Origin of the sequence: Micromonospora sp. C28SCA-DRY-2, assembly GCF_030519475.1 — a bacterium.
Classification (GTDB): domain Bacteria; phylum Actinomycetota; class Actinomycetes; order Mycobacteriales; family Micromonosporaceae; genus Micromonospora.
This window is the reverse complement of the sequence record NZ_JAUMKD010000004.1, coordinates 579,777-600,312: the sequence shown is the minus strand read 5'-3', so window position 1 is coordinate 600,312 and position 20,536 is coordinate 579,777. Positions and strand designations below refer to the sequence as shown.

The 20,536-nt window shown below is 69.2% G+C and carries 22 protein-coding genes; 11 read left to right on the top strand and 11 right to left on the bottom strand.

All coding sequences use genetic code 11. From position 1 onward, the window contains the following. Positions 1 to 7 precede the first annotated feature (7 nt). Positions 8 to 370, top strand: coding sequence for an ADP-ribosylation/crystallin J1 (locus Q3W71_RS20475; RefSeq protein WP_302920958.1), 363 nt, complete (start codon positions 8 to 10; stop codon positions 368 to 370). A gap of 6 nt (positions 371 to 376) precedes the next feature. Beyond that, positions 377 to 868: a hypothetical protein gene (locus tag Q3W71_RS20470; protein ID WP_302920957.1), complete on the top strand. Its 492-nt coding sequence runs from the start codon at positions 377 to 379 to the stop codon at positions 866 to 868. A gap of 145 nt (positions 869 to 1,013) precedes the next feature. Here Q3W71_RS20470 and Q3W71_RS20465 read toward each other — a convergent pair whose 3' ends face one another. Genes Q3W71_RS20465 through Q3W71_RS20455 form a run of 3 tightly spaced genes read right to left on the bottom strand, consistent with a single transcriptional unit; the run spans position 1,014 to position 4,896 of the window. Beyond that, positions 1,014 to 3,017, bottom strand: coding sequence for a hypothetical protein (locus Q3W71_RS20465; protein WP_302920956.1), 2,004 nt, complete (start codon positions 3,015 to 3,017; stop codon positions 1,014 to 1,016). Then, on the bottom strand, positions 3,014 to 4,168 hold the full coding sequence (locus tag Q3W71_RS20460) for a 5'-methylthioadenosine/S-adenosylhomocysteine nucleosidase (RefSeq protein ID WP_302920955.1): 1,155 nt from the start codon (positions 4,166 to 4,168) through the stop codon (positions 3,014 to 3,016). The genes Q3W71_RS20465 and Q3W71_RS20460 overlap by 4 nt, the downstream gene beginning before the upstream one ends. 2 nt (positions 4,169 to 4,170) lie before the next feature. Further along, positions 4,171 to 4,896, bottom strand: coding sequence for an NUDIX domain-containing protein (locus Q3W71_RS20455; RefSeq protein ID WP_302920954.1), 726 nt, complete (start codon positions 4,894 to 4,896; stop codon positions 4,171 to 4,173). Between the two features lie 278 nt (positions 4,897 to 5,174). On the opposite strand from Q3W71_RS20455, the gene Q3W71_RS20450 reads away from it, so the two are divergent. After that, positions 5,175 to 6,170, top strand: coding sequence for a hypothetical protein (locus Q3W71_RS20450; RefSeq protein WP_302920953.1), 996 nt, complete (start codon positions 5,175 to 5,177; stop codon positions 6,168 to 6,170). Between the two features lie 513 nt (positions 6,171 to 6,683). Here the strand turns inward: Q3W71_RS20450 and Q3W71_RS20445 are convergent. The 3 genes from Q3W71_RS20445 to Q3W71_RS20435 are packed head-to-tail and all read right to left on the bottom strand — an operon-like array spanning position 6,684 to position 9,666. Continuing rightward, positions 6,684 to 7,904 (bottom strand): site-specific integrase, encoded by a 1,221-nt coding sequence (locus Q3W71_RS20445; protein ID WP_302920952.1) that lies wholly within the window; start codon positions 7,902 to 7,904, stop codon positions 6,684 to 6,686. After that, positions 7,904 to 8,101 (bottom strand): excisionase family DNA-binding protein, encoded by a 198-nt coding sequence (locus tag Q3W71_RS20440; RefSeq protein ID WP_302920951.1) that lies wholly within the window; start codon positions 8,099 to 8,101, stop codon positions 7,904 to 7,906. Before Q3W71_RS20440 ends, Q3W71_RS20445 begins: the two co-directional genes overlap by 1 nt. After that, entirely contained in the window at positions 8,098 to 9,666 is a 1,569-nt protein-coding gene (locus tag Q3W71_RS20435) for a replication initiator (RefSeq protein WP_302920950.1), read from the bottom strand. Before Q3W71_RS20435 ends, Q3W71_RS20440 begins: the two co-directional genes overlap by 4 nt. A 603-nt stretch (positions 9,667 to 10,269) precedes the next feature. Between Q3W71_RS20435 and Q3W71_RS20430 the strand changes: the two genes are divergently transcribed. The 3 genes from Q3W71_RS20430 (at position 10,270) to Q3W71_RS20420 (ending at position 12,235) form a co-directional block, all read left to right on the top strand. Then, positions 10,270 to 10,758, top strand: a complete 489-nt coding sequence (locus Q3W71_RS20430; RefSeq protein ID WP_302920949.1) for a hypothetical protein — start codon at positions 10,270 to 10,272, stop codon at positions 10,756 to 10,758. Between the two features lie 703 nt (positions 10,759 to 11,461). Then, positions 11,462 to 11,923 carry a hypothetical protein gene (locus Q3W71_RS20425; protein ID WP_302920948.1) on the top strand — a complete coding sequence of 154 codons (462 nt, stop codon included), beginning with the start codon at positions 11,462 to 11,464 and terminating at the stop codon, positions 11,921 to 11,923. Positions 11,924 to 12,010: 87 nt separating this feature from the next. Then, complete coding sequence (locus tag Q3W71_RS20420; protein ID WP_302920947.1) at positions 12,011 to 12,235, top strand: hypothetical protein; 225 nt, start codon at positions 12,011 to 12,013, stop codon at positions 12,233 to 12,235. A gap of 315 nt (positions 12,236 to 12,550) precedes the next feature. Here the strand turns inward: Q3W71_RS20420 and Q3W71_RS20415 are convergent, their stop codons facing one another. Next, on the bottom strand, positions 12,551 to 12,952 hold the full coding sequence (locus tag Q3W71_RS20415) for a winged helix-turn-helix domain-containing protein (protein ID WP_069088172.1): 402 nt from the start codon (positions 12,950 to 12,952) through the stop codon (positions 12,551 to 12,553). 373 nt (positions 12,953 to 13,325) lie between these two features. Here Q3W71_RS20415 and Q3W71_RS20410 point away from each other — a divergent pair, with 373 nt between their 5' ends. Both Q3W71_RS20410 and Q3W71_RS20405 read left to right on the top strand, forming a co-directional pair. Then, positions 13,326 to 13,544, top strand: a complete 219-nt coding sequence (locus tag Q3W71_RS20410; protein WP_302920946.1) for a flavin reductase — start codon at positions 13,326 to 13,328, stop codon at positions 13,542 to 13,544. Beyond that, positions 13,541 to 13,714, top strand: coding sequence for a hypothetical protein (locus Q3W71_RS20405; protein WP_167435514.1), 174 nt, complete (start codon positions 13,541 to 13,543; stop codon positions 13,712 to 13,714). Before Q3W71_RS20410 ends, Q3W71_RS20405 begins: the two co-directional genes overlap by 4 nt. Before the next feature lie 464 nt (positions 13,715 to 14,178). Here Q3W71_RS20405 and Q3W71_RS20400 read toward each other — a convergent pair whose 3' ends face one another. Continuing rightward, a complete protein-coding gene (locus Q3W71_RS20400) occupies positions 14,179 to 15,099 on the bottom strand; it encodes a tetratricopeptide repeat protein (protein ID WP_302920945.1) in 921 nt (306 codons plus the stop codon). Between the two features lie 406 nt (positions 15,100 to 15,505). Further along, positions 15,506 to 16,324 (bottom strand): type I methionyl aminopeptidase, encoded by an 819-nt coding sequence (gene map / locus Q3W71_RS20395; RefSeq protein WP_302920944.1) that lies wholly within the window; start codon positions 16,322 to 16,324, stop codon positions 15,506 to 15,508. A gap of 89 nt (positions 16,325 to 16,413) precedes the next feature. Between map and Q3W71_RS20390 the strand changes: the two genes are divergently transcribed. Next, positions 16,414 to 16,695 carry a helix-turn-helix domain-containing protein gene (locus Q3W71_RS20390; RefSeq protein WP_302920943.1) on the top strand — a complete coding sequence of 94 codons (282 nt, stop codon included), beginning with the start codon at positions 16,414 to 16,416 and terminating at the stop codon, positions 16,693 to 16,695. Here Q3W71_RS20390 and Q3W71_RS20385 read toward each other — a convergent pair. Beyond that, entirely contained in the window at positions 16,692 to 18,272 is a 1,581-nt protein-coding gene (locus tag Q3W71_RS20385; RefSeq protein ID WP_302920942.1) for a serine/threonine-protein kinase, read from the bottom strand. The two genes, Q3W71_RS20390 and Q3W71_RS20385, sit on opposite strands and share 4 nt — an antisense overlap. Before the next feature lie 108 nt (positions 18,273 to 18,380). On the opposite strand from Q3W71_RS20385, the gene Q3W71_RS20380 reads away from it, so the two are divergent. Then, positions 18,381 to 18,668, top strand: a complete 288-nt coding sequence (locus Q3W71_RS20380; protein WP_302920941.1) for a DUF1905 domain-containing protein — start codon at positions 18,381 to 18,383, stop codon at positions 18,666 to 18,668. Positions 18,669 to 18,675: 7 nt separating this feature from the next. On the opposite strand, the gene Q3W71_RS20375 is transcribed toward Q3W71_RS20380, so the two are convergent. Continuing rightward, positions 18,676 to 19,500, bottom strand: coding sequence for a DinB family protein (locus tag Q3W71_RS20375; RefSeq protein WP_302920940.1), 825 nt, complete (start codon positions 19,498 to 19,500; stop codon positions 18,676 to 18,678). A gap of 141 nt (positions 19,501 to 19,641) precedes the next feature. Here Q3W71_RS20375 and Q3W71_RS20370 point away from each other — a divergent pair, with 141 nt between their 5' ends. Next, complete coding sequence (locus Q3W71_RS20370) at positions 19,642 to 20,529, top strand: SdrD B-like domain-containing protein (protein ID WP_302920939.1); 888 nt, start codon at positions 19,642 to 19,644, stop codon at positions 20,527 to 20,529. Positions 20,530 to 20,536 lie beyond the last annotated feature (7 nt).

The window sequence follows — 20,536 nt, the reverse complement described above, 5'->3', positions numbered from 1 at the left end:
ATTTGTGGTGACGGAGACGATGACACTGTGGCGGCCGACCGGCCCGCAGGAGCTGGACCTCGTCCGCGCGTCCGGTTGGAAGGCCTGGCCGGCGCGGCTGCCTGACCAGCCGATCTTCTACCCCGTCCTCAACGAGCAGTACGCGATCATGATCGCCCGGGACTGGAACGTTCCTGCCTCCGGGGTCGGCTACGTCACCAGGTTCCACGTGGACCAGGAGTTCGCCGACCGCTACCCCGTCCGGCAGGTCGGTGGCCGCGACATCCTTGAGCTGTGGGTACCGGCCGAGGATCTCGACGAGTTCAATCGGCACATCGTCGGGCTCATCAAGGTGGTCCACGAGTTCCGACCGGTCCAGCAGACCGGGTGAGCGGCAGTGGATTCCACCGAGCGGCTCGTCCGGATCCGGCAGCTACTGGCTGGGCTGCCGGGCCCGTACGGTAACGGGCAGCTGTGGACCGTGATCCGACATGCCGACACCAGCGACCCCTTCCCTGACGCGTTCGCGCTCTTGACCGGCGTCGGCGTCTTGGATGCTGGCGGCCCGAATGGAATGCCGCCGCAGGCCCCGCAGGACGCGGCGCAGCTGTCGGCGCGGATGAGCGAGGCGAGCCAGGAGGTTGCCCTCGCCGTACTGATCGGGATGTCCTCACGCACCCTCGCCTACGGGGCGCCGGGTCGATACCCGGAGGAGCGCGCTCGTGATGTGTTCCGGACGCTGGTGAAGCTGCTGGGTCATGGAACCCGGTGGTGGACGAACACCGACCTGGTCTCGTGGGACCCGGTCACCCGACACGTGATGGACGCCCTCGTGATCGGCATGGGCTGCGGAGTCATGCTCGCGGTGCTGGCGACTGACGAGGACTGAGGCAGGACGAGGACAGTCGCTATCGGCCTGACGAAGTCTCCACCAGTCCCCGGTCGCCCGTAGGGACGGGAGCTTGCCGCTTCGATCACCTCGGCTGTGAACAACAGTCCATGGAGATTTCGGCGTCGGCCGGCCTTGTATGACTTCAGTCGAGCAGGCCGCTGGTGCGCCGGGACAGCTCGGCGAGCCGGTCATCGGCCTGCTCTCGGCGGTGTCGAACCCAGTCCTTGCCTTCTGCCGCGACGCCCTCCAGCACGTGCAGGGTCTGGCGGAGTCCCGAGGCGTCGAGAGTCAGGTCGGTGACTGGGCGGGGGTCATCGTTGCGTTCGGTCGGGTCGGTGTCCGTCCCAGTCACCTGGACCGTGATCGTCTCGCCGCTGTTGAGCGTCAGGTGGAAGGTTGGTTTGTCTAGTGCTAGTCCATCGATCCGGACTGCAGAGATCGCGTGGAATCGGTAGTTGAGCCGCTGTGTGTCGCGGTGTGCGGCGCGTCTGAAGTCCAGCTCCAGGTCGATCTGCCGAACTCCATCCTCGGTGAGAAGAAAGAGCAGTAGTCGGTAGTGGGTGTACCGCCACGGACCGTCCGCGGCACGTCTCTTCCGAGCGGAGCGTGCTGGTGATTCGAGGAAGGCGTGAGCGACAACCTGGCTGGGTTGGAGCCGGAACTGCTGCAGGGCCCGGTCGGTGATGACCTTGCGGTCGCACTCCAGCCATGCGGCCATCTCCGTGTCTGTCGGCTTGTCGGCGAGCCTGGCCATCCAACGGTGATACGCCTCCATCCGTCTGGCCTGCTCGGCAGTCCGATAGGCGTTGTCGGCGACCACCCGCCGACGCTCGGCGACGATGCGGAACGCCGCGCGCGTCGCGGTTATCGCCGTCGGCACGGTCAGCGCCAGCCAGAGGGTGCCGGGCAGGACGGCAGCCGAGAAGACGGCCGAGGCTGCCCAGAGAAGACCGGTGGTGAGGGTGATGGCGCCGGTAATCTGCAGCAGCCATGTCGAGAGCGGCGCCCGCAGCTCCTGGCGGTACGCGGTCAAGGTTCCTTGCGTCCAGCGGGTCCTCACGTCACCTGCCAGGTATCGGACCAGCCAGGCGACCCGCTCTGCGTCGACACGCTCCTCTCGGTAGGCATCGACCACTTCGTTGCGTAAGTGCCGACGGATGCCGGCGGTTTCGGCGAGCCATTGAGCGCTGGCCATTCCCTCGGGCACGTAGCGAGCGAAGTAGCGGGTGAAGAGTCGGTCGATTTTGCCGGCGAATCCGCCCGGCCGAGCGTCGGTGTGCTGACGGCGGGGTGGTCGCAGCTCGCTGTCCTTCGCTCGTCTGCGACTGTGCCGGAAGTGCCGGTCCGCCCCGGCTACACCGAAGGCCGCCAGCCCGGCCATCGCACCGTACAGGCCGACCAGCCCTCCGATCTCGCCGTTGACGGCCAGCAGCACGGTCAGCTTGCCTGTTGCCAGCAGGAGAAGAGCGCCTCCCGTTCCGACTTTGACGCGGTCCGTCATGGCGATGACGGCCGGCGCGGCTTTACGGGTTCTCGGCGGTATGGGCATGGGGTGGAAGAACTTCCACGCTCGGTCGAGCCGGTTGCCGGCGGTCTGATGCTGTTGCGCCTGGGCGACCGCCTTCTGCCACAGCTTGTTTCGCAACGCTCCTTCCAGCAGTCCGTCCAGATGGTTGTAGATGTAGCCCTGCTGGCGTGGGGGCAGCGACTCGAGCTCCTTGGTCACGGCTTTGGGTGTGGCAGTGTCATCCGCGTTGAGTAGCCGCAGGATGGCCCGGAGTCCCAATGTCCACTCATCGCGTTCGTCGAGGTTGGGCGGGTCGCTCCAGATCGTCAGAAGGCGCCGCCACTCCTCGGCCTCCAGCTGGCGCGGGGTGCGTCCACTGAGCAAGGCGACCAGTCGATAGAACTGGACTCGGGCGGTGATGGGGTAGCCCCGGGTGACCGCCCGCTCGATGTGCTTTCGTGCGGTGTCGAGCAGGAACCTGTCGAGGTACCGCACGCCGGCTTCGAACTCGCCCTGCGGAGTGGAGCTGGGGTCCGGGGGCGCGTGGTGGTGATGGTGAACGTCGCCGGTCATGACGTTCGCTTGGACGCCGACGTACGCGTTGCCCTGGGCGATGTTGGAGGTGGAGTGCGTTGTCACGCTATGCCTCGTGCGGCCGCGATGATCATTGCCAGCCTTGCGGCCAGCTCAGACACGTCGGCGACCAAGCCTCGCAGCCGCTTGAGTGACATCAGCAACCCGCCGCGGTCGGCGGCGGATCCGTCTCGCAGGCAGCCGGTCGCCGCGTCGAGCTCTGCCTCGGCCGCTGCGTAGGTCTCCTCGTCCAGCCGGCCATCCAGGCACGCCTGCTTGAGCCGGCTTCGCAGGTCGGCGATGCTGATCGCGAGGTCGACCGGTTCCTCCCGGCTGGCGCCGATGGTGACGTTGCCGTGGATCTGGCCAGCTTGCACGCCGACCCGGGCGTTACCGGTGGCGAGGTTCTCGTTCTTCATGGGCATCGGAGCGCTCCCGTGTCCGTCTGGCGTGCCGTCTTCACGGCGCCCGCTGTCGATGGTCAGTTCCTGGGCCAGCGCGGTGGCGAAGGCGGCAGCGTGACGCGCGGCCCGTGGCTGCCAGTTCTGGCCGTCAGTGATGGCCTTGCTGCCGTCGGCCCGGTCACTGATGCCTCGTACGACCACCACTGGCAGCGCTCGGTTGAGGTGGCCGGCCTGCGCGACGCCGGCGGCCTCCATCTCGATCGCCACCGCGTCGTTGTAGTGCTGCCGAATCCACTGGGCCTGGGCGGAGATCGCGGAGTCCTGTACGACCTCCCCGGCAGCGATCGCGCCGAAGTGAACCCGAGGGTGGGAATCGGCGGAGAGTTCACGGCACCATTCGCCCACCCGGGCGACATGGTGGGCGACCTGGTCGGCCTCGTGCGGGATCTCCCACGCCTTCGGCCGAGCCTTCAGCCCGTCGTCTTCGCTGGTGCCTCCGTGATAGGCGTAGACCTTGCTGGCGACGACGACATCGCCGAGTGCGACGCTGGGCCGCAGACCGCCGGCCACACCGACGAAGAGCAGGGCGGTGGGACGGAACTCGGCAATCGCGCGTTCGGCGAGTACCGCCGACGGATGATTGCCCTTACCGACCAGCCCCAGCGCCACCCGAGGGCCACTGCGCCCGATACGGCCGACTTCGAAGCGGGTACCGGCCGCGTGCCGACGCACGGCCAAGCCGGTCAGCCGGTCACGGACCGCCTCGTACTCGAGATTCAGGGCCGTGAGGATCACAACGATGTCGTCGTCCATGCTTACGTCGGCTCCTTGTCTGTCAGGTTGGGTCTGGTCATCGGCGGCCTCAACGTCACTTGCGGTCCGGGGCGGAACAGCCGCGCCGGACGCCCGCTCTCCGCCTTCCGGGTCGGACCGGCAGGGACGATGAAGCCGGGGACGCTCTGCACCTTGCGATAGAAGTTCCGGGCATCGAGTCGTACGCCCCACACCGCCTCGTAGACGTCCTGCAGGTCGGAGATAGTGAACGTCGACCCACAGAAGGCGGTGGCGAGCGCCGTACGTTCCAGCTTGTCGCGGGCCCGCTCCACACCGTCAGCCAGGATCTGACGGTGGTCGAACGCGAGGTGCACCTGATCGGAGAGAGCCGCCTCGATCGGCATCCAGTAGGCGCGGGATGCGTTCTTGCCTGCGGTCGGTTCCGGAAGCCGAGGTGCGATGGCCAGATAGGCGACGGACAGCACCCGTCCCCTCGGGTCTCGGCCCGGGGCGCCGTACACACCGAGATGTTCGAGGTGTGGATGCTCTGAGCCGAGGCTGGCCTCCTCCGCCAGCTTCCGATGGGCCGCGTCGAGGAGGTCCTCCTCGGCGTGCTTGAGGAACCCACCAGGGAGAGCCAGGCGGCCGAGATGCGGCTCAATGCCCCGCTCGATCAGTAGCGCATGGAGGCGGGACTCACGCAGCGTGAGGATCACAAGATCCACCGCGACGAGAACAGCCGGTCCGCTGCTTTGAGGCTTGGCCATGAGCGAACCATAGACTTCTTGTCACTCTGACAGGAAGGCGTGATGTGTGTCGGATTTCGGCACCCGTCGATCGAAGGGTCGAGCCGTACTCCACGACAGCGGCACTGACGCACGGGTTCCGGACCGAGCCGTCATCCCCCACGGCTCCGCCACGCCCGAGCTAGTGGCTGTGCGGACATTCAGTCCGTCCCCGCCGTGCTCGAACCTGATAGCACCGACGTGAGCAACCCCCACGTCAGACGCGTACGCGGCTGGCTCGCGACCATTGCCCTTGGATGGTGACCATGACCGACGGCCGGTGTGCCGACGCGGTTCAGGTGGTGGCTCCCAACGGAGTTACCTGGACCCGCATTCCGGACGGCCGGAGCAGCCCAGCCGATCTGCTCCGTGAATTGGCCCAACTCACGATGAACCACGTGGAGCGTGAGTGGGACTGGTGGCAGGAAGGCCGAGCACAACAGGAGCATGACCGGCAGTGGGCGATCCTCGGCGAATGGGACAACGGCGCCTCACGGCGGAAGCCGCACCAAGATCCGGAAGCCAGCGCGGAGGCGTTCCTCGCTGAGTGCGATCGCCGCCACGAGGTGGAGAAGCAGCAGCGCGCCGCTCGGGCAACCGAGCTCTACAGCAAGGAACGCGAAAGCCTGCGTCTTGAGCTGATGCGAACGGAGGCCGATGCGGCCTTCTTCGCTCACGTCCTCGCTGCACCAGCCAGCAAGGAGCAACAGCACGCGGCGGAGCGCCGCATGGCCGAGCGGCAGACGGCCGCGCGGGAACTGCGAAGCAAGCTCGGCGACCCCGAGGATGTCATCGACCACGATGGCTACTACCCGGCCGAGCGGCGAACGTCATCTCTCAGCTCCCACATGACCGTCTGGCGCCATCCGATGCTGCGCGAACTGCACAAGGCCAAGCAACGCAAGCGGTTTAAGACGCTTCTGGCGATGCGCCCGCCCGCGCCCGCCAGCATGTGCTCCGAGTGCCAGGCGCCTTCCCAGTGGCACGAGTACGCCTTATCACTGTGCCTGTTCCGGCCCGCTCCCCCCGCAGGCTCACCGGCCGAGAAGCTGGCGCGGCTGTTGCCCGGGTGGTGGCGGCGATGCTCGGCATGCACCGCCTACCAACTGGAGCACCAGTGGGGCGGAACGCTTGCCTTGCCGGACTTCACCGGTGAGCAGTGGCGGGCGATGCTGCCACCGATGCTGAGGGAGATCTTCGCCCCGGATCCGCCCAAGGCAAAGAAGGCCGTCGCCCGCCCGAACCGCTGGCGGTGATACCGGCCGGGAAAATCGACGAGGTTCTCGTCCGACTCGCCGAGGCCAAGGCCCGATTCCCCGGCGCCGAGGTGCGCGGCGGACCACGCGGCACATGGGAACTGTGGCCCAGCACCTGATCGACTGAACGGCTCCGGGTTGACACCGGCCTCGCCCTCCGACGAGTGGCCGCCCTGATCGTGGATGCTCCACGGGTGCTCGGATGTTCCGATGCCCGATGGATTCACGGCACGATTCCTGGATTCGTACCTCTGCCGGCCACTCGCCGCGGCATCACTTTCGATAGGCGCGGGGCGGACCAGCACAAACGCGGCCGGACGACGCGCCTGGAATCCGGACCGCAGAAAACGGTGAGACCCTGAATCGGTTTTGCCCTGTTCTGGTAACTTTTAATCCATAGGTTCAGGGTTCGAGTCCCTGGCGGCCCACTCCTCCGCAGGTCAGCGGCCCTTTGCGGGGTCGCTGTCTTTGTCAGCACGGCTCGTACAGCAGCGAAGTACAGCAGTAGCCGCCTCACCGGTCCAGTGCGCTGCCGAGTCGCTTGAGCGCGTCGCGGGTGGCCGCCGAGGAGACCACCGTGTAGATCTCCATGGTGATGGCGAACTGCGCGTGCCGGAGGATCTGCATCGCCACCCGGGGATGCACGTCCAGGTCCGCCAGGAGCGAGACGCAGGTCCGCCGGGCATCCCTAACCGTGATCCGCCGGACGCCAGCCGCGTCGCAGCGTCGGTCCCAGAAGCGGTTGAAGTTGCGCGGCTCGACCGGCCGACCGTAGCGGGTGGTAAAGATCAGGTCGGACGGCTGCCAGGCGGGGCCGGCGGCGTCCCGGGCGGCGGTCTGCGCGACACGGCGACGGCCGAGGGCCACGGTGCAGATGTCCGGCAGCGGCAGGGTGGCGTCCGAGGCGGCCGTCTTCGTCGCCCTGTGCAGCAGTTCGGCACCGATCCGCTGGAGTTGCCGATCGATGGTCAACTCCCCCGCGTCGAGGTCGACGTCGGCCCAGGTGAGCCCCAACATCTCACCCTTGCGCAGACCGAGCACCAGGACCAGGACGTACGCGGCGTAGAGCGGGTCGTCGTCGGCGCGGGCCGACTCCAGGAAGCGGCGGGCCTCGTCGCTCGTCCACGCCTTCCGCTTGCGCTTCCGTACCGGCGGCAGCTTCACCAGGGATGCGACGTTGCGGGAGATCAGCCCTTCGGTGATTGCCTGGGACAGCAGCGTCCGGAGCACGGTCCGGAGGTGGGTGACGCTGGTTACCGAGGGCAGATCCTTGCAGCAGCGGCCGAGGGCACAGCAGCGACGTTGAGCGGGCTTCCGCCGCTCGTCCTTGCCCTGGGCGCAGCACTGACAGGTCCGGCCGACCTCGTTGATCCAGGTCTGCACGTCGCTGACCCGGAGCTTGTCGAGGCGCTTCCGGCCCAGCCCCGGCACGAGGTAGAGCCGGACCACCACCTCATAGGTGACGTAGCTCCCCGGGGCCAGGTTCGGCTTGACGATCTCGCGCAGCCAGTAGCCGGCGTACTCCCCCACCGTTGGGGAGCGCGTCGCCACCGGACCGGCCTTGGCCTGCCCGTGCAACTTGATCCACTTGTCGTGGACCTCCTCGCGGGTCTTGCCGTAGACCCACTTCCGGCCGCGCTTGCCGTCGGGCTTCTCGACCCAGACGTACGCGGCGAAGCCGTTCCGGTACGGGAAGATCGAGCCTTCGCCGTTGGCTCGTGCGCGTCCGGGCATCAGGCGGCCTCCTGCCGCTCGACCTGGCCACGGATGTAGTCGTCGACCCATTCGGGGAGGATGCGGCGGTATTTGCCGTCCTTGATGGAGCGCAATTCGCCGGTGGCGATCTTCATCTTGACCTTGGAGATGCCGAAGCCGAGCAGGACGGCGACCTCGGCGGGCGAGTACCAGCGGGGGTGGAGGTCGTGGTTCATGCGGCGGCCCCGGTGAGCCAGGCCTCGTGGGCGAGTTCTTCTCGTCCGATGCGTCTGCTCTCGCGTCGCTGTCGGGCGGCGGTGTTGGCGAGCAGGGCGTCGCCTTCGGTGAGCCAGCCGGCTCCGATGTAGGTGAGCGTGCCGACGCTGACGGTATCGGCGGGTTCGTTGTCTTCGGTGCGGCGGTAGGTGGTGCGGGTGTCGCGGAGCAGGGCGAAGGTGACGGAGTATCGGCGGGCTTTGGTGAGGAAGTGGCCGCCGAAGCCGAGCATGTGGGCCCAGCGGCGCAAGCCGCCGTAGATGTTGGGTTTGGCGTCAAGGCTCTCTTGACGGTCGTCGGCGGTTGCGGCGCCGCTGCTGGTGCCGGTGGCGGTTTGGCGGCCGAGATGCCAGCAGGCGTCGATGAGGCGGGCGACGTGGTCGCCTTCGGGATCGGCGTAGTCGTCGACCGTGGCCGGGGTGAGCCGGGCGGACGAGTGGCCCGTGGCTTCGGTGGCCTTGGTGGCGTACTTCGCCAGGTAGGCGGCGACCTTGCCGTCGGTCAGTTCGCCGCCAGCGCTGTTGATGCGTCGGACGTCGACTTGCTCGCCCCAGGCGACCACCCAGCCTTCGGGCCGATCGGGATGTTGGGGTGTGGTGACGGCGATCCGGGAGGCAGCGACATCGACCGCTTCCTCCAGGTCGTCGACGGTGATGCCGGCCGGCGGTGGCACGAGCGCGTCCGGGTCGTCCGGGTCGACGCCGTCGAGGCGCAGCAGGCAGTGGAAGTGCACCGCTGCCCGGCGCTGCATCTCGGCGACCTTGCCATGCGACACCCGCACGGGCGGCACCCAGCGGACCTTGCCCGAGGCAGTGACGACCCGGACGAGCGGAATGCCGCGCCTGCGGCAGAGGACGGCGAGGTGACGTTCAATGGCCTGCTTGGTACGCCGCCACAGCTCGCCGGAGAAGTAGTTCCACACGACCTGGTGGTCGTGGTCGTAGCAGTCCAGGCACAACGGCTGACCGAGCCGCGGATCGTCGGCGTCGTGGCGGGCGAAGCACCCTGCGGGCTGCCCGTGCGAGCAGGTGCCAGCGGTGCTGCGGGCGCGGCAGGGCGCGGGTCGGCAGTCGCAGCGCTGCCGGCTGCGGCAGGTGTGGCGGACGACGTGCCGGTGGTGGACCGGGCCGAAGGACGGGGCGGTAAGGGTGGCGAAGACGACCGGGTGCCGGCCGACCGAGGCGGGGACGCCCTTGCCGCCGGTCAGCCCGCGACAGACGACTTGGTAGGCGTCGCCCTGGTAGATCCAGGCGCAGTCCGGACACACCGATTCGCGGCGGTTGCCGCACGCCTTGTAGAGCGCGCGGTCGGGCAGCTCATCGGTGTGCAGCTGACCCATGATGCGGCCGGTGTTCCGGTCGACGGCGGCAATTGTGCCGGTGAGCCGGACCGGTCGAGCACAGCCGCCGGCGGGTCGGGTGTGCTCCAGCCAGCCGGAGAACTCCGGCGAGGCGGCGCGGTGCAGGACCTGGACGTCCCGGTCGACGGCGAGACCGGGCCGGTAGAGGGCGAGTGGGGTGGACACGACTGTCTCCTCATAAGGGGGTGGCAGGGACGGGAGACGAAGCACCACCAGCCGTGGACGTGGGTCCGCTGGTGGTGTTCGTCGTGTCTCCTGGCACCGCCGAGAGGGCGGCTGACGCCGGAGGGCGGAGTCGTGGTGGTGCCACGTTCCGCCGATGGATCATGTCCTTTCGCGCTCGTCGAGCCGATGAGTGGAGCCGGCACGGGTGGGGAGCCTGAGAAGTCGGCATCCGGCGGGTTGCCGCAGGCTTCCCCACCCGTGGAGATGTGCGAATCCGGGCCATCGTGGACGACCGAAGGCCGTGCTGGGCCACTCAGCGGATTCCGGAAACCGGCACGGCGGCCAGTGCGATCGAGAGCCGGCGGGACGTGGCCCGCATCAGCGGCAGGAAGGCCGCTCAGCATCTCCGACGTCGAGTCCAGCGATCCGGCAGGAAGACCGCGCCAGCCTGCTCGACGAGCGCCAGAGTAGCACCGGGCACCGACACGTCAACCCGCCGTAACCCCGGCGCACCGGGCTGCTGGCTCCTGACCCGGGAGGTCCTGCGCTTCTGGCGTTGGAAAGCCGTAGGAGGCAGAGCAAGCACTGACGCATGATCAGTTGGTGAAGCGAGAGGATGCCTTGGCAGAGCTAGCTAATGTTGCTGCGCTGTGGAGCGTGGGCTACGTACGGGCCGCCGAGGTGGTCCGCGTCGCCTGCGATGTACTGGTCGCAGGTCTCGAGGGGGACGGTCTATGCATGCTCGCGGGAGTGGCCTACCGGAACGCCGACGATGACGTACCCCAGGTGCTGAAAGCTGCTCTGGGGGAGTTGGGCTTGGACTACCACGCGCCAGGAAGTCAGGAGGCTAAGGCGGCCGCTGTCAGGGTCCTCGCCGGACGTGTCATGGCGGGGTTGATGGCACCCAGAGACCTCGCGTTCTGGGCACACCGAACCATCGGCCACGACCAGTTACCCCTTGCCGAGCGCTTGGTGGAGCTTGACGACGTCTACGACTGCATCGAGTACAGCGACCAGACGGCAGCCGAGGTCGACGCCGACGTGGTCGCCGAAGCACGCCGGATCATCGAAAGCAGCAGGCTGCTTCCCTGAGCGTCCACGACCGTCGATCAGGCGCCGCGCACGTCCCCGCACCGACTACCGGCCGACCTGCCGGCCTGTCCCGTCGACTATGTCGGTCAACGTGGGAGAAGTTTCCTTACGTCTATCAAGGCGGCCCTGAACGGGCCGCAAGCGCCGCCGCCTGGGCGCGCGTCCGACGCTCCGCTGTCGCTCCACGCCGGCCACGCAACACGCCCGGCGGCTGGCACGGACAGCGGGAAGCCCGGTGGGCCGCCGCATGACGACAGGGGTGTTGACCGGTGAGAGGTTGGGCCGGCAGCCGGCCGGGCCGCGCGGCCACGAGCCGGCGCGGCGTAGGGGAGCGCACGCCGGCCGCGTCGGCGAACTGGCGGCGGTCGCGGGGCCGCGGTTACTGCGCCTCCGGCGGGGGCGCTCCGGCTCCAGGATGGCCGGGGCTCCGTCGGCGGGTCACGGTCGGTGGGTGGTTGCGGTGGGCCATCCCACCGCCGACGACCCGGGACGAGCCGAGCAGACCACCGCCGAGGCCGCCAGCGTTCGTCCGTGCGTCAAGGCCGTCTTGACGTGGCGGCCCCGGCGGCGGCCCGCTCCCACAAGGGCGGGTCGACGGCGACGGGATGGCGAGGCTTCGCTGGCTGGATCATCGCCTCACCAGTCGCGCCGTCGCTAGGGAGTCGGTGTTCGGCCGTCGCTGACACCCACTAGTGTTCGCGCCGTGAACCTCACGATCGACGAGAGCAGTCGCCAGGTACGAAAGTTCGTTTGCCAATGCTGCAATACGCCGGCAGACCGGACTTGGGCCAACATCTACGAGGGTGACACCGCTCTAGCCGTCTACTTCGCGAGTTGCTACCACCACAACGGGGTTCACGAGGTCTGGATCGATGCGATCTTGGGGAGCTGGGGCCACAACCGCTTCGACGATCACATTACCTTCGGCTGCCGGGTTGGCCCAGTGGCCGACTCGCCGACGCCTGCTGCGACGCTCGTCAACGGTGGCGAGGTTGCAGGAGACAGTCCGATCTTCGGCCGCAAGCTCAGCCGTGAAGAGGGGCTGAACCACCCTCGGCTCTCTGAGTTCTGGCAGGTTGTCGACATGATTCTGGAGCAGGATGAGCTCGTGCGCCGTCATGTGTACGGGCCGGTGACGCCGGATGGTGCGCAGCCCGCCGAGTAGCGCCGCCAGGTCGTCGACGAGGAGCCAAGGCAGTGCATCTCGGCGGACACCGTGGCTGGGCCGTTTGACGACCGTAGGGTGCGGGACATGCCTGAGGAAGTTGTTCTTCGCCTTGACCGACCGACAGCCACGTCGCTCGCGGACCTGATCTACATCATCGGCGAGCACCAGGCCGCAGGCATGCCCATCGCTCAGTTGTCGAGTGACGACAGCGAAAGGCTCGGGCGGGTGCTCCACGACCTCTGGCGAGCCTTGGGCGTCTCGCTTCCGTACGGCGACGTTCCCGAGGAGGAACCTCGACGCCGGATCTGATCGTTCTCGCGCGGAAGTCGCTGACAGCAGCGGTGACAGCAACGTGCCGAGAGAAGGGCAGCCGCCGGCGGCCGGAAGCAGACAGCCGTCCGAGGTCGCGAACGCGGACGGACCCCGCCGGACGGAGCGCCCAGAACTTGTAAGCGAGGCGTCACGCAGCGAGGCAGCATGAAGGCAGCGCGAGCTCTGATGCGGACTTGAACCGAACGTCAGCCAACGAGGCCGGCCACCTGCTCGTCGGCGCGGATTGCCACCAGGTGGCAGCAGCCAACAACCTGAAACCGGATCCCCCCGACTGGGGTCACCGAGGTTGCGTCAGCGGCCGACGCGGATGCGGTCGGCGGCGTACAGCTCGCGGGAGCCGTCAGCGCGGAAGATCACGATGACCGGGATGCCCTCGCCCATCTCCAGCTCGCGCCGCTCGACAGGGGTAGGCATCCGAGCAGTGGCGGTGTCGCCCTTGAGGAGAGTCACCGTTTCGGTCGGCTCGACGGCTCGAACGAAAGTGCCGCGCGGCGGTTCCACGATCACGAGCCCTTCCGACCGGAGCAGTGCTACCGCTTGTCGGACGCTCGTACGGCTCAGCCCATACTCCTGAGCCAACCGCAGCTCGCTGGGCAGTGAAGCCCCAGGCGCGAGGTCGCCAGACGTGATCCGGTCTCGCAGGAGGTCTGCGAGCTGCCGGAATACGGCGCGATCCGCACTGGGGTCGATCACGAAAGTGACGCTACGTGTCCAACAGCTCTACATCTTATTGTATCTACAGTCCTACGTCGTTACGGTGACATGAGCTGCGGCATCACGCTGCGAGCCGGTCTGCGGGGTACCCGCGACCTTGATCGAGAGCTGAGGGAGGCCCGGTGCCTCGTGTCTCGTACGAGGAGTACCTGATCGCCGTCGCGCTCACCCTGGCCAGGCGGCACCGGCCGATCTGGTCATGGGAGCGATGGCGGAGGGTCTGCCGATGCGGGAGCGAGCTGCCCTGCCGTAGAACGCATCGGATCCCGATCAATCGGGGCCACTGGCCCTCACAGGATGACCGGCGAGGTGCCCGGCCAATGGGTCAGCCGGCAGCGAGGGAGACCCCGAGATGACGAGCCACCTACCAGTCACGCCGGCTTGGACCTGTGGTGGCTGCGACGCCGACTGGCCCTGCCAGACCCGACGGCGCGAGCTGCGAGCCGAATACGAACGCGCCCCGGCGTCGCTGGCCCTCTACCTGGCCGCCCAACTCGTCGACGCCGCCCAGGACCTGGCCCACGTCCCCGCCGGCCACCTGCACCACCGATTCCTCGGCTGGACCCGATGAGCATCCTGCGACCCGGCGACGAGAAGTTCCACTACAGCGACGGCTCCCACAGGTGGACCCCGCCAGACCTGGACTACGACCAGGAGGTCTGGGAGGAGCAGGTCCGCCAGCACAAGCAAGGCCACCTCAGGAACGAGCGCCCCAAGGTCCGCATCCAACGCCTGATCTGACGCCAGCAGTACAGCAGCGAAGTACAGCAACCGTGCCAGCCGAACCCAGCCGAGAAGCACGCCAGCAGGCTGGATGACCTCGCACCGCACCCGATCCGGCCGGCTCGCCGGCAATCCATAGGTTCAGGGTTCGAGTCCCTGGCGGCCCACCACTTACCGTCTCTGACCTGGTCAAACGCCCGGCTAAATCATCCGGACACAACCAGGGCGCAACTCACGTCCGCTCCTGGCCGGCAGGGGGTTCCTGCCGCTTGCCCTCTGCCTGTCGCAGGAGGTTGCCAACCAGGCCGCGCGGCCGATCCTTCTTGGGTAGCCAGTGAACGTAGGTCTCCAACGTGATCCGCAGGTTGGCGTGCCTCAGCGCCTTCTGGGGCTCCACGCCGTTACTCATCAGCGTGGTGGCGAAGAAATGGCGCAGGAGTGGAAGAGCCTTTCCTGGGCCAGCCAGCGGCCTCGCGCCAGTTTCAGGACTTGCGTGACAGATCAGCGTCGGGACGCGTGTGACCCTTCCGGCTAGAGGATCCGCCTCCGGTCGTGGGCTCTTCCGGCACGCCGCCGTACCGTGCGGGGCGAAGCAGGTAGAGCCAGAAGAAGCCCGATACCGCGACCGAGGCCAAGCTGAGGGCGGCTGCCGCTCCGACGGCGTGGGTGCCGGCGTACCCCGCACCTGCCGCGATGACTCCGGCGACGCCCATCGCGATGGACGCCTGGGGCAGTGTGAGCATCAGCGGCGCGTTACGGGCCGGCCTCGCGACCAGGAGGCTGACAAAGCCGATGGCCCCGGAGACAAGACCAGGCCACATGATCCAGCCAGCGTCGCTCGACGCGTCGTCAACGGCGAACCAGCAAGCCAGCAGCACGACCGCTGCCGGGGCGGTCGCAAGCCATACCGCGACCGTCATGCTGTAGCGGCGGATCCTTCGGTATTGCTCGGCGAGGTACCGCGCCGGGGCGCTGCTCGAATTCAGGGTGAGCGCTCGCCGGAACAGCTCCTTGAACCGGGCCACGTCGCGATCGACGTAGAGGACGTTCAGGGCGAGCAGGGCCAGAGCCTCATGATCATCAGGTGCGAGCTCCACCGCGCGCTTCGCGTCGGAATACGACGCCCGATGCCGGGCGAGCAGGGAATGAGCCAGCGCCCGGTGGCGGTGCGCCGCTACGTCCTCGGGGCTGACTTCGATTGCTCGGCCGGCCGCATCGACCGCAGCGGCATGGTCGCCGGCCCCGATCAACGCCCCGGCGAGGCGGCGCCACGCAACGGCGTCCTCCGGATGCGTCGTCAGATACGCGCGCAGCAGCGAAATGGCAGGCTCATACTGCTTGGCCAGAACCAGCTCACGCGCACGTGCGACGGCGTCGTCGAGGTTTCTGGACTGGGACTCCATGCGGCTGCTCCTTGTCCCCCATGATTAGCGGGCAACGAAGTATCACCGACGTCCGCGACCCCGATGAAGACGGGAGTGTCACGCAGGTCCTGATACCGATTGGTCCATGTGGCCGTAGTCGACTTCGCGGGCCGTGTCGACGGCCGGCGGAAGTGCGGACCTGCGAAGAAACACGGCCGCATCGCTCTCCACCACGAGCCTGCCCCTGCGGCAGCAGCGAGCCTCGCCAGGTACCGGCCGACTGTAGCCGGGGGTGGGCCGGTGCCAGAACCAGCTCAAGCGTGAAGATCAGCCGGGTCAGCGCGGCCTCAACGCTCAGGACCCAGGAATCCTCTAGGACGGTGTTTGCCAGGCTGGCGAAGAGCTCCTGATAGCGCCCCGAGTCCCAATTGGAGCGGGCAGTGGGTCAGGCGGCGGTGGCGGGCTTCCTGGTGGGATCGGCCGAGCTGCCGTCGGGAGCCGGGCGGCGGGTCAGGACCCGGGGGCCGGACGGCGTGATGGCGACCGTGTGCTCGGAGTGGGCGGTGCGGGAGCCGTCGGCGGAGCGGATCGTCCAGCCGTCGCTGTCGAACCTGATCTTGTCGGTGGAGCGGCAGAACCAGGGCTCGATGGCGATGGTGAGGCCCGGGTGGAGTTTCAGGCCACGGCCGGCGCGACCGGTGTTGGCGACGTGCGGGGCCTCGTGCATGGTGCGGCCGATGCCGTGGCCGCCGAACTCGGCGTTGACGCCGTAGCCGTAGGAGCGGGCGACCTCGCCGATCGCGGCCGAGATGTCGCCGAGGCGGCCGCCGGGCTGGGCGGCGGCGATACCGGTTTCCAGTGCGACCTCGGTGGCCTCGATCAGCTTCTCATCGGCCGGGTCGCCGGTGCCGACGATGACGGAGAGCGCGGAGTCGGCGACCCAGCCGTCGATCCCGACCGCCATGTCGATGCTGAGCAGGTCACCGTCGCGCAGAACGTAGTCGTGCGGCAGGCCGTGCAGCACCGCGTCGTTGACCGACAGGCACAGCACGTTGCGGAACGGGCCGCGGCCGAACGACGGGGCGTAGTCCCAGTAGCAGGATTCGGCGCCGCGTTCGGCGATCCGGCGGCGGGCGTGGTGTTCGATATCCATCAGGTTGACGCCGACCGCGGCGACACCGCTCAGCTCGGCGAGCAGCTCACCGACGAACTGGCCGGCCACCGCCATCCGGCCGATCTCCTCGGCGGACTTGAGCTCGATCACGACAGTCTCCCCCTCCGGATGCGGTATTGTTATACCGTTATTTTTATACCACGCCAGGTCGGGGCGCTCCGGAGGGATATCCTGCTCGCATGGTTCGCCAACCACTCACCGCCGAACAGATCGCAGCGGGCCAGCGCCTCGGAGCCGCCCTCCGGGCCGCGCGCGCCGGCCGCAGCCTCGTCGAGGTGGCCGTGGCGGCCGGCATCTCCCCCGAGACGCTGCGCAAGATCGAGGCGGGCCGCCTTCCCGCCCCGGCGTTCGGCACCGTGGTCTGCCTCAGCCAGGCCCTCGACGTTCCCCTCAGCGACCTGGCCGATGTCTGGCTGGCCGACCTCCCCGTCCCGGTCACCCCCAGGCGTGGCGCCGCCTAGTCGTCGTCCTTCTCCTCGTCCTTCTTCTCGTCGTCCTTCTTTCCTTCGTCCTTCTTCTTGCCCTTGTCGTCCCTGCCCTTGTCTTCCGGCGGGTCGGGGCGGGTGGTCTGGCCGGCGACGGAGAACGTCAGCTGGCACCGGGTGCCGTTGAGCGTGACCGCGGTGGGCAGGGCGTTCACGCCCCGGTAGGTGCCGTCGAAGCGGCCGGCGAAGGACTTCTTGGCCGGCAGGTCGCCGCCGCGTACCTGCACGGAGCGGCCGGTCTGCCGCCACGTGCCAGGTGAGCCCGACAGCAGCCGTTGCTCGCCGGGCAGGTCGAAGGTCAACTGCCAGTCGTCGATGGGCGTGGTGCCGGTGTTGGAGACGCTGACAGCGCTGGAGAAACGGCCGTTGACGGCGCCCCGGACGGTGTAGCGGACGCTGCATTCCGGCTTCCGCTCGCCCATACCGGTGACGGCGGCGGGCGTCGCGACCCGGGACGGCTCGTCGTCCCGGCCGGATGCCGCGACCACCCAACTGGCGCCGGCCGTGGTCAGCGCCAGCAGGGCGACCACGCCGACCGCCACCACCTGCCGACGCGCGTGCGCCGACAGTCCGTGCCAGCGCGCCCGGAGCGCCTGGTGCGGGGGTGCGGTCAGCAGCCCGACGGCGACCCTGGTCAGGTCGGTGGCCCGGGCGGACCCGAGCGGTGCCGCCGCCTCGGCGAGCCCCGTCCCGCCGGCGACGTCCCGGTCGGGTACGACGAGGGTGGCGGGCGGGAGGCCGGCGATCCCGCCCAGCCGTCGGGCCAGCTCGGCCGCGCCGGGGCGCTGGCCGGGGTCCTTGTCCAGGCAGCTCCGGCACAGCTCGGCCACCTCGGGCGGGAGGTCGTCGACCGGTGGCAGGACGGCTGGCTCCTGGTAGCGGTGTGCGGTCAGCATCTGGGTGGTGGTCGAGGCGCGCCAGGGCAGGGTCCCGGCCAGCGCCCGGTACAGCAGCAGGCCGAGCGCGTACACGTCGGTCGCCGGCTGGACCACCCCGGCACTGAGCCGCTCGGGAGCCAGGTAGGCCGGCGTGCCGAGCAGCGGACCGGCCGGGCCGTCCGCGTCACCGGACGCGGCGGAGACTCCGAAGTCGACCAGCTTCACCCCGGCCGCCGTCACCATCACGTTGGCGGGTTTGACGTCACGGTGCACGATGCCGCGGTCATGGGCCGCCGCCAGGGCGGCGGCGACCTGCGCGCAGGTCAGCACGGCCACCCGCCACGGCAGGGCACCACCGGTCAGCAGCTGCGCCAGCGAGCGGCCCTCGACCAGCTCCATCACCACGTAGGGCAGTCGGCGCCCGCCGGCGTCGGTCGTCTCGCCGTAGTCGTACACCTCGACGATGTTGGGGTGGCGCAGCCGCGCGGCCGACCGCGCCTCCAGCCGGACGCGTCGCAGCAGGTGCGGGTCGGCGGCCAGGCTGGTCGACAGCATCTTGACCGCCACGTCCCGGCCGAGCACCTCGTCATGGGCGCGCCACACCACCGACATGCCACCCGCGCCCAGGCGATCCACCAGCCGGTACCGACCGTTGAGCAGCTCCCCGGTCTCCATACCTGGTAGCGATGCCCATACCGGCACCGGGCAAAACAGCCGCTCCTCCGGCGAGGACGCCCGTCGGCCGGGTCTTGCCCCGGGCCCCGATCTCCGTATCCTGCGGCGATGGAGCTGGAGTTCGACGGGGAGATCTGGTTCTGGCGGGGCCCGGCACCCTGGCACTTCGTCAGCGTCCCGGCACCGGAGTGCCGGGAGCTGGCGGCCACCTCCGCGCAGGTCAGCTACGGCTGGGGCATGATCCCGGTGACCGTCCGCATCGGGGCGAGCGAGTGGCAGACCTCGCTGTGGCCCAAGGACGGGGGCTACGTCGTACCGGTGAAGACGCGGGTGCGCAGGGACGAGGACCTCGAGGTGGGCGACACCGTGACCGTCCGGCTGACGGTCGCGGACTGAGCCGGCGTCACGCCCCGCGCGCCTCCAGCACGGCGAGGTCGCGCACCGCGAAGCGGCGGTGCTCGCAGTGTTCCTCCAGCACCACCCGGAGGCACTCGCCGACCGGATGCGACTCCACGCCCCACTCCGGCGTCAGCTCGGCGGTACGCATCTCCGCCAGCTCCGCGTCGGTGACCGCCGCGACGACCTCGCGCACCCGCCGCCGGCGGTCGGCGAAGACCGCCACCACCTCGGCGTACGCGGGGCGGGCGGCGAGGTCGATGCCGAGTTCGGCGGCGCCGGCCGGCGAGGTGTCGGTGGGCGGCAGGCCGAGCCGGTGGTACGGGGTCGGCTCGCCGCGGATCACGCGCCCCACCCACACGTCGGTGGCGAAGACGAGGTGGCGCAGCGTCTCGACGAAGGACCACTCGTCGTCGACCCGCTCGTGCAGCGCGGCCTCGGGCAGCCGCTCGGCCCGGGCGAGGGTCTCCGCCCAGAGGCGTTCGAGGGTGTCCCACATCGCGCGGACGTCGTCGGCGGTGCGCACCGCGCGCAGCCGCACCCGCTCCGGGTGCCGCCGGTCCAGCTCGGCCGCCACGTACGCGGTGACGTCGACGTCGTCGACGACCACCGTGCCCCGCCCGGCGTGCCGGGAGACCCGCAGGTCGCTGATCGCCGAGGCGACGATCCTGACCCCGCTCAGGTTGCTGTCGCGGACCGTCGCGCCGGCCAGATCGACGCTGTGGAACGTGGCGCCGGCCAGGTCGACGTTGCGGAACGCGGCCCCGGCCAGGTCGGCGTGCCGGAAGGTCGCGCCCCGGAACGCGTCGGTGTCGGCGTGCTCTGCTGCCATCGCGCCATTGTGTCCGGGGGGTGGGACATCAGTGGGGACGTAACGCCAAAGGCATCGAAAACGCCGGATGGATGGAGGAGAGTCGATCTCCACCTCGGCCGCCGCTCCCTGGTGCGGCCGATCCTGCGACGTGAGGACGCCATGCGATCCCGTTCGATCCGACGTACCCTCGCCAGCTCGCTGGCCGCCGTGGCGCTGGCCGGCGCCTCGGCGACACTGCTTCCGGCCGACGCGGTGGCGGCCGGACGCCTCCAGCCCGACCTCTTCGTCGAGCTGATGATGACCGACGTCGTGAACCCGGCGGAGGGCGAGACCTTCCGCGTCCACGTCGACGCCTACAACGGCGGCACCGGCGAGTCGGGGCCGGTCAGCCTCACCGTCTCGGTGCCGGCCGGGCTACGGACCACCGAGCTCACCCCGACCGACGGCGAGTGGACCTGTGCGGTGGCCAGCGAGACGAGCTACACCTGCGCCCACCCGGCGGTGGCGCCCGGCTGGGCACCGCGGCTCTGGCTGCCGTTGGTGGTGGCCGGCGCGGAGCCGGGTTCCCGGCCGGCGATCACCGCGACGATCGCCCCGCAGCGCAAGGAGATCAGCACCGAGAACAACACGACCTCGGTGACCGTGGCGATCTCCGGCAGCTGCGTGGTACGCGGCGTCGTCTGGCACGACCTGGACCGGGACGGCCAGCGCGACGAGGGCGAGCCGGGCATCGCCCCCGGCCCGGACGGCGTGCTCAGCGTGCGGGTCGGCGCCCGGCAGGGTCAGGCCGTCGGCGGCGGCTCCGCCACCGTCAACCCGGACGGCACCTGGTCGCTGACCACCCGTACCGAACTGCTCTACCAGGTCTGGCTGGAGGCCGCGAGCAGCTACGACCGCACGGCCGCCAACGTGGGTGACGACGCCACCGACTCGGACCTGGTGAGCACCTACCAGTGGGACCCGGTCCTGCTCACCGCCAGCGGTGAGTTCGAAGCGGTGCACGGCGGCGAGTACGTCGTCGACGCCGGCCTGGTCACCCGGAGCTGACCGGGCC

Coding starts and splice junctions, on each gene's coding strand:
- Q3W71_RS20460 (WP_302920955.1), bottom strand. CDS start 4,168: ATGGACGACGACATCGTTGTGATCCTCACGGCCCTGAATCTCGAGTAC.
- Q3W71_RS20455 (WP_302920954.1), bottom strand. CDS start 4,896: ATGGCCAAGCCTCAAAGCAGCGGACCGGCTGTTCTCGTCGCGGTGGAT.
- Q3W71_RS20445 (WP_302920952.1), bottom strand. CDS start 7,904: ATGCCCGGACGCGCACGAGCCAACGGCGAAGGCTCGATCTTCCCGTAC.
- Q3W71_RS20440 (WP_302920951.1), bottom strand. CDS start 8,101: ATGAACCACGACCTCCACCCCCGCTGGTACTCGCCCGCCGAGGTCGCC.
- Q3W71_RS20420 (WP_302920947.1), top strand. CDS start 12,011: ATGCCTGAGGAAGTTGTTCTTCGCCTTGACCGACCGACAGCCACGTCG.
- Q3W71_RS20410 (WP_302920946.1), top strand. CDS start 13,326: ATGACGAGCCACCTACCAGTCACGCCGGCTTGGACCTGTGGTGGCTGC.
- Q3W71_RS20405 (WP_167435514.1), top strand. CDS start 13,541: ATGAGCATCCTGCGACCCGGCGACGAGAAGTTCCACTACAGCGACGGC.
- Q3W71_RS20400 (WP_302920945.1), bottom strand. CDS start 15,099: ATGGAGTCCCAGTCCAGAAACCTCGACGACGCCGTCGCACGTGCGCGT.
- Q3W71_RS20390 (WP_302920943.1), top strand. CDS start 16,414: ATGGTTCGCCAACCACTCACCGCCGAACAGATCGCAGCGGGCCAGCGC.
- Q3W71_RS20385 (WP_302920942.1), bottom strand. CDS start 18,272: ATGGAGACCGGGGAGCTGCTCAACGGTCGGTACCGGCTGGTGGATCGC.
- Q3W71_RS20380 (WP_302920941.1), top strand. CDS start 18,381: ATGGAGCTGGAGTTCGACGGGGAGATCTGGTTCTGGCGGGGCCCGGCA.
- Q3W71_RS20375 (WP_302920940.1), bottom strand. CDS start 19,500: ATGGCAGCAGAGCACGCCGACACCGACGCGTTCCGGGGCGCGACCTTC.
- Q3W71_RS20370 (WP_302920939.1), top strand. CDS start 19,642: ATGCGATCCCGTTCGATCCGACGTACCCTCGCCAGCTCGCTGGCCGCC.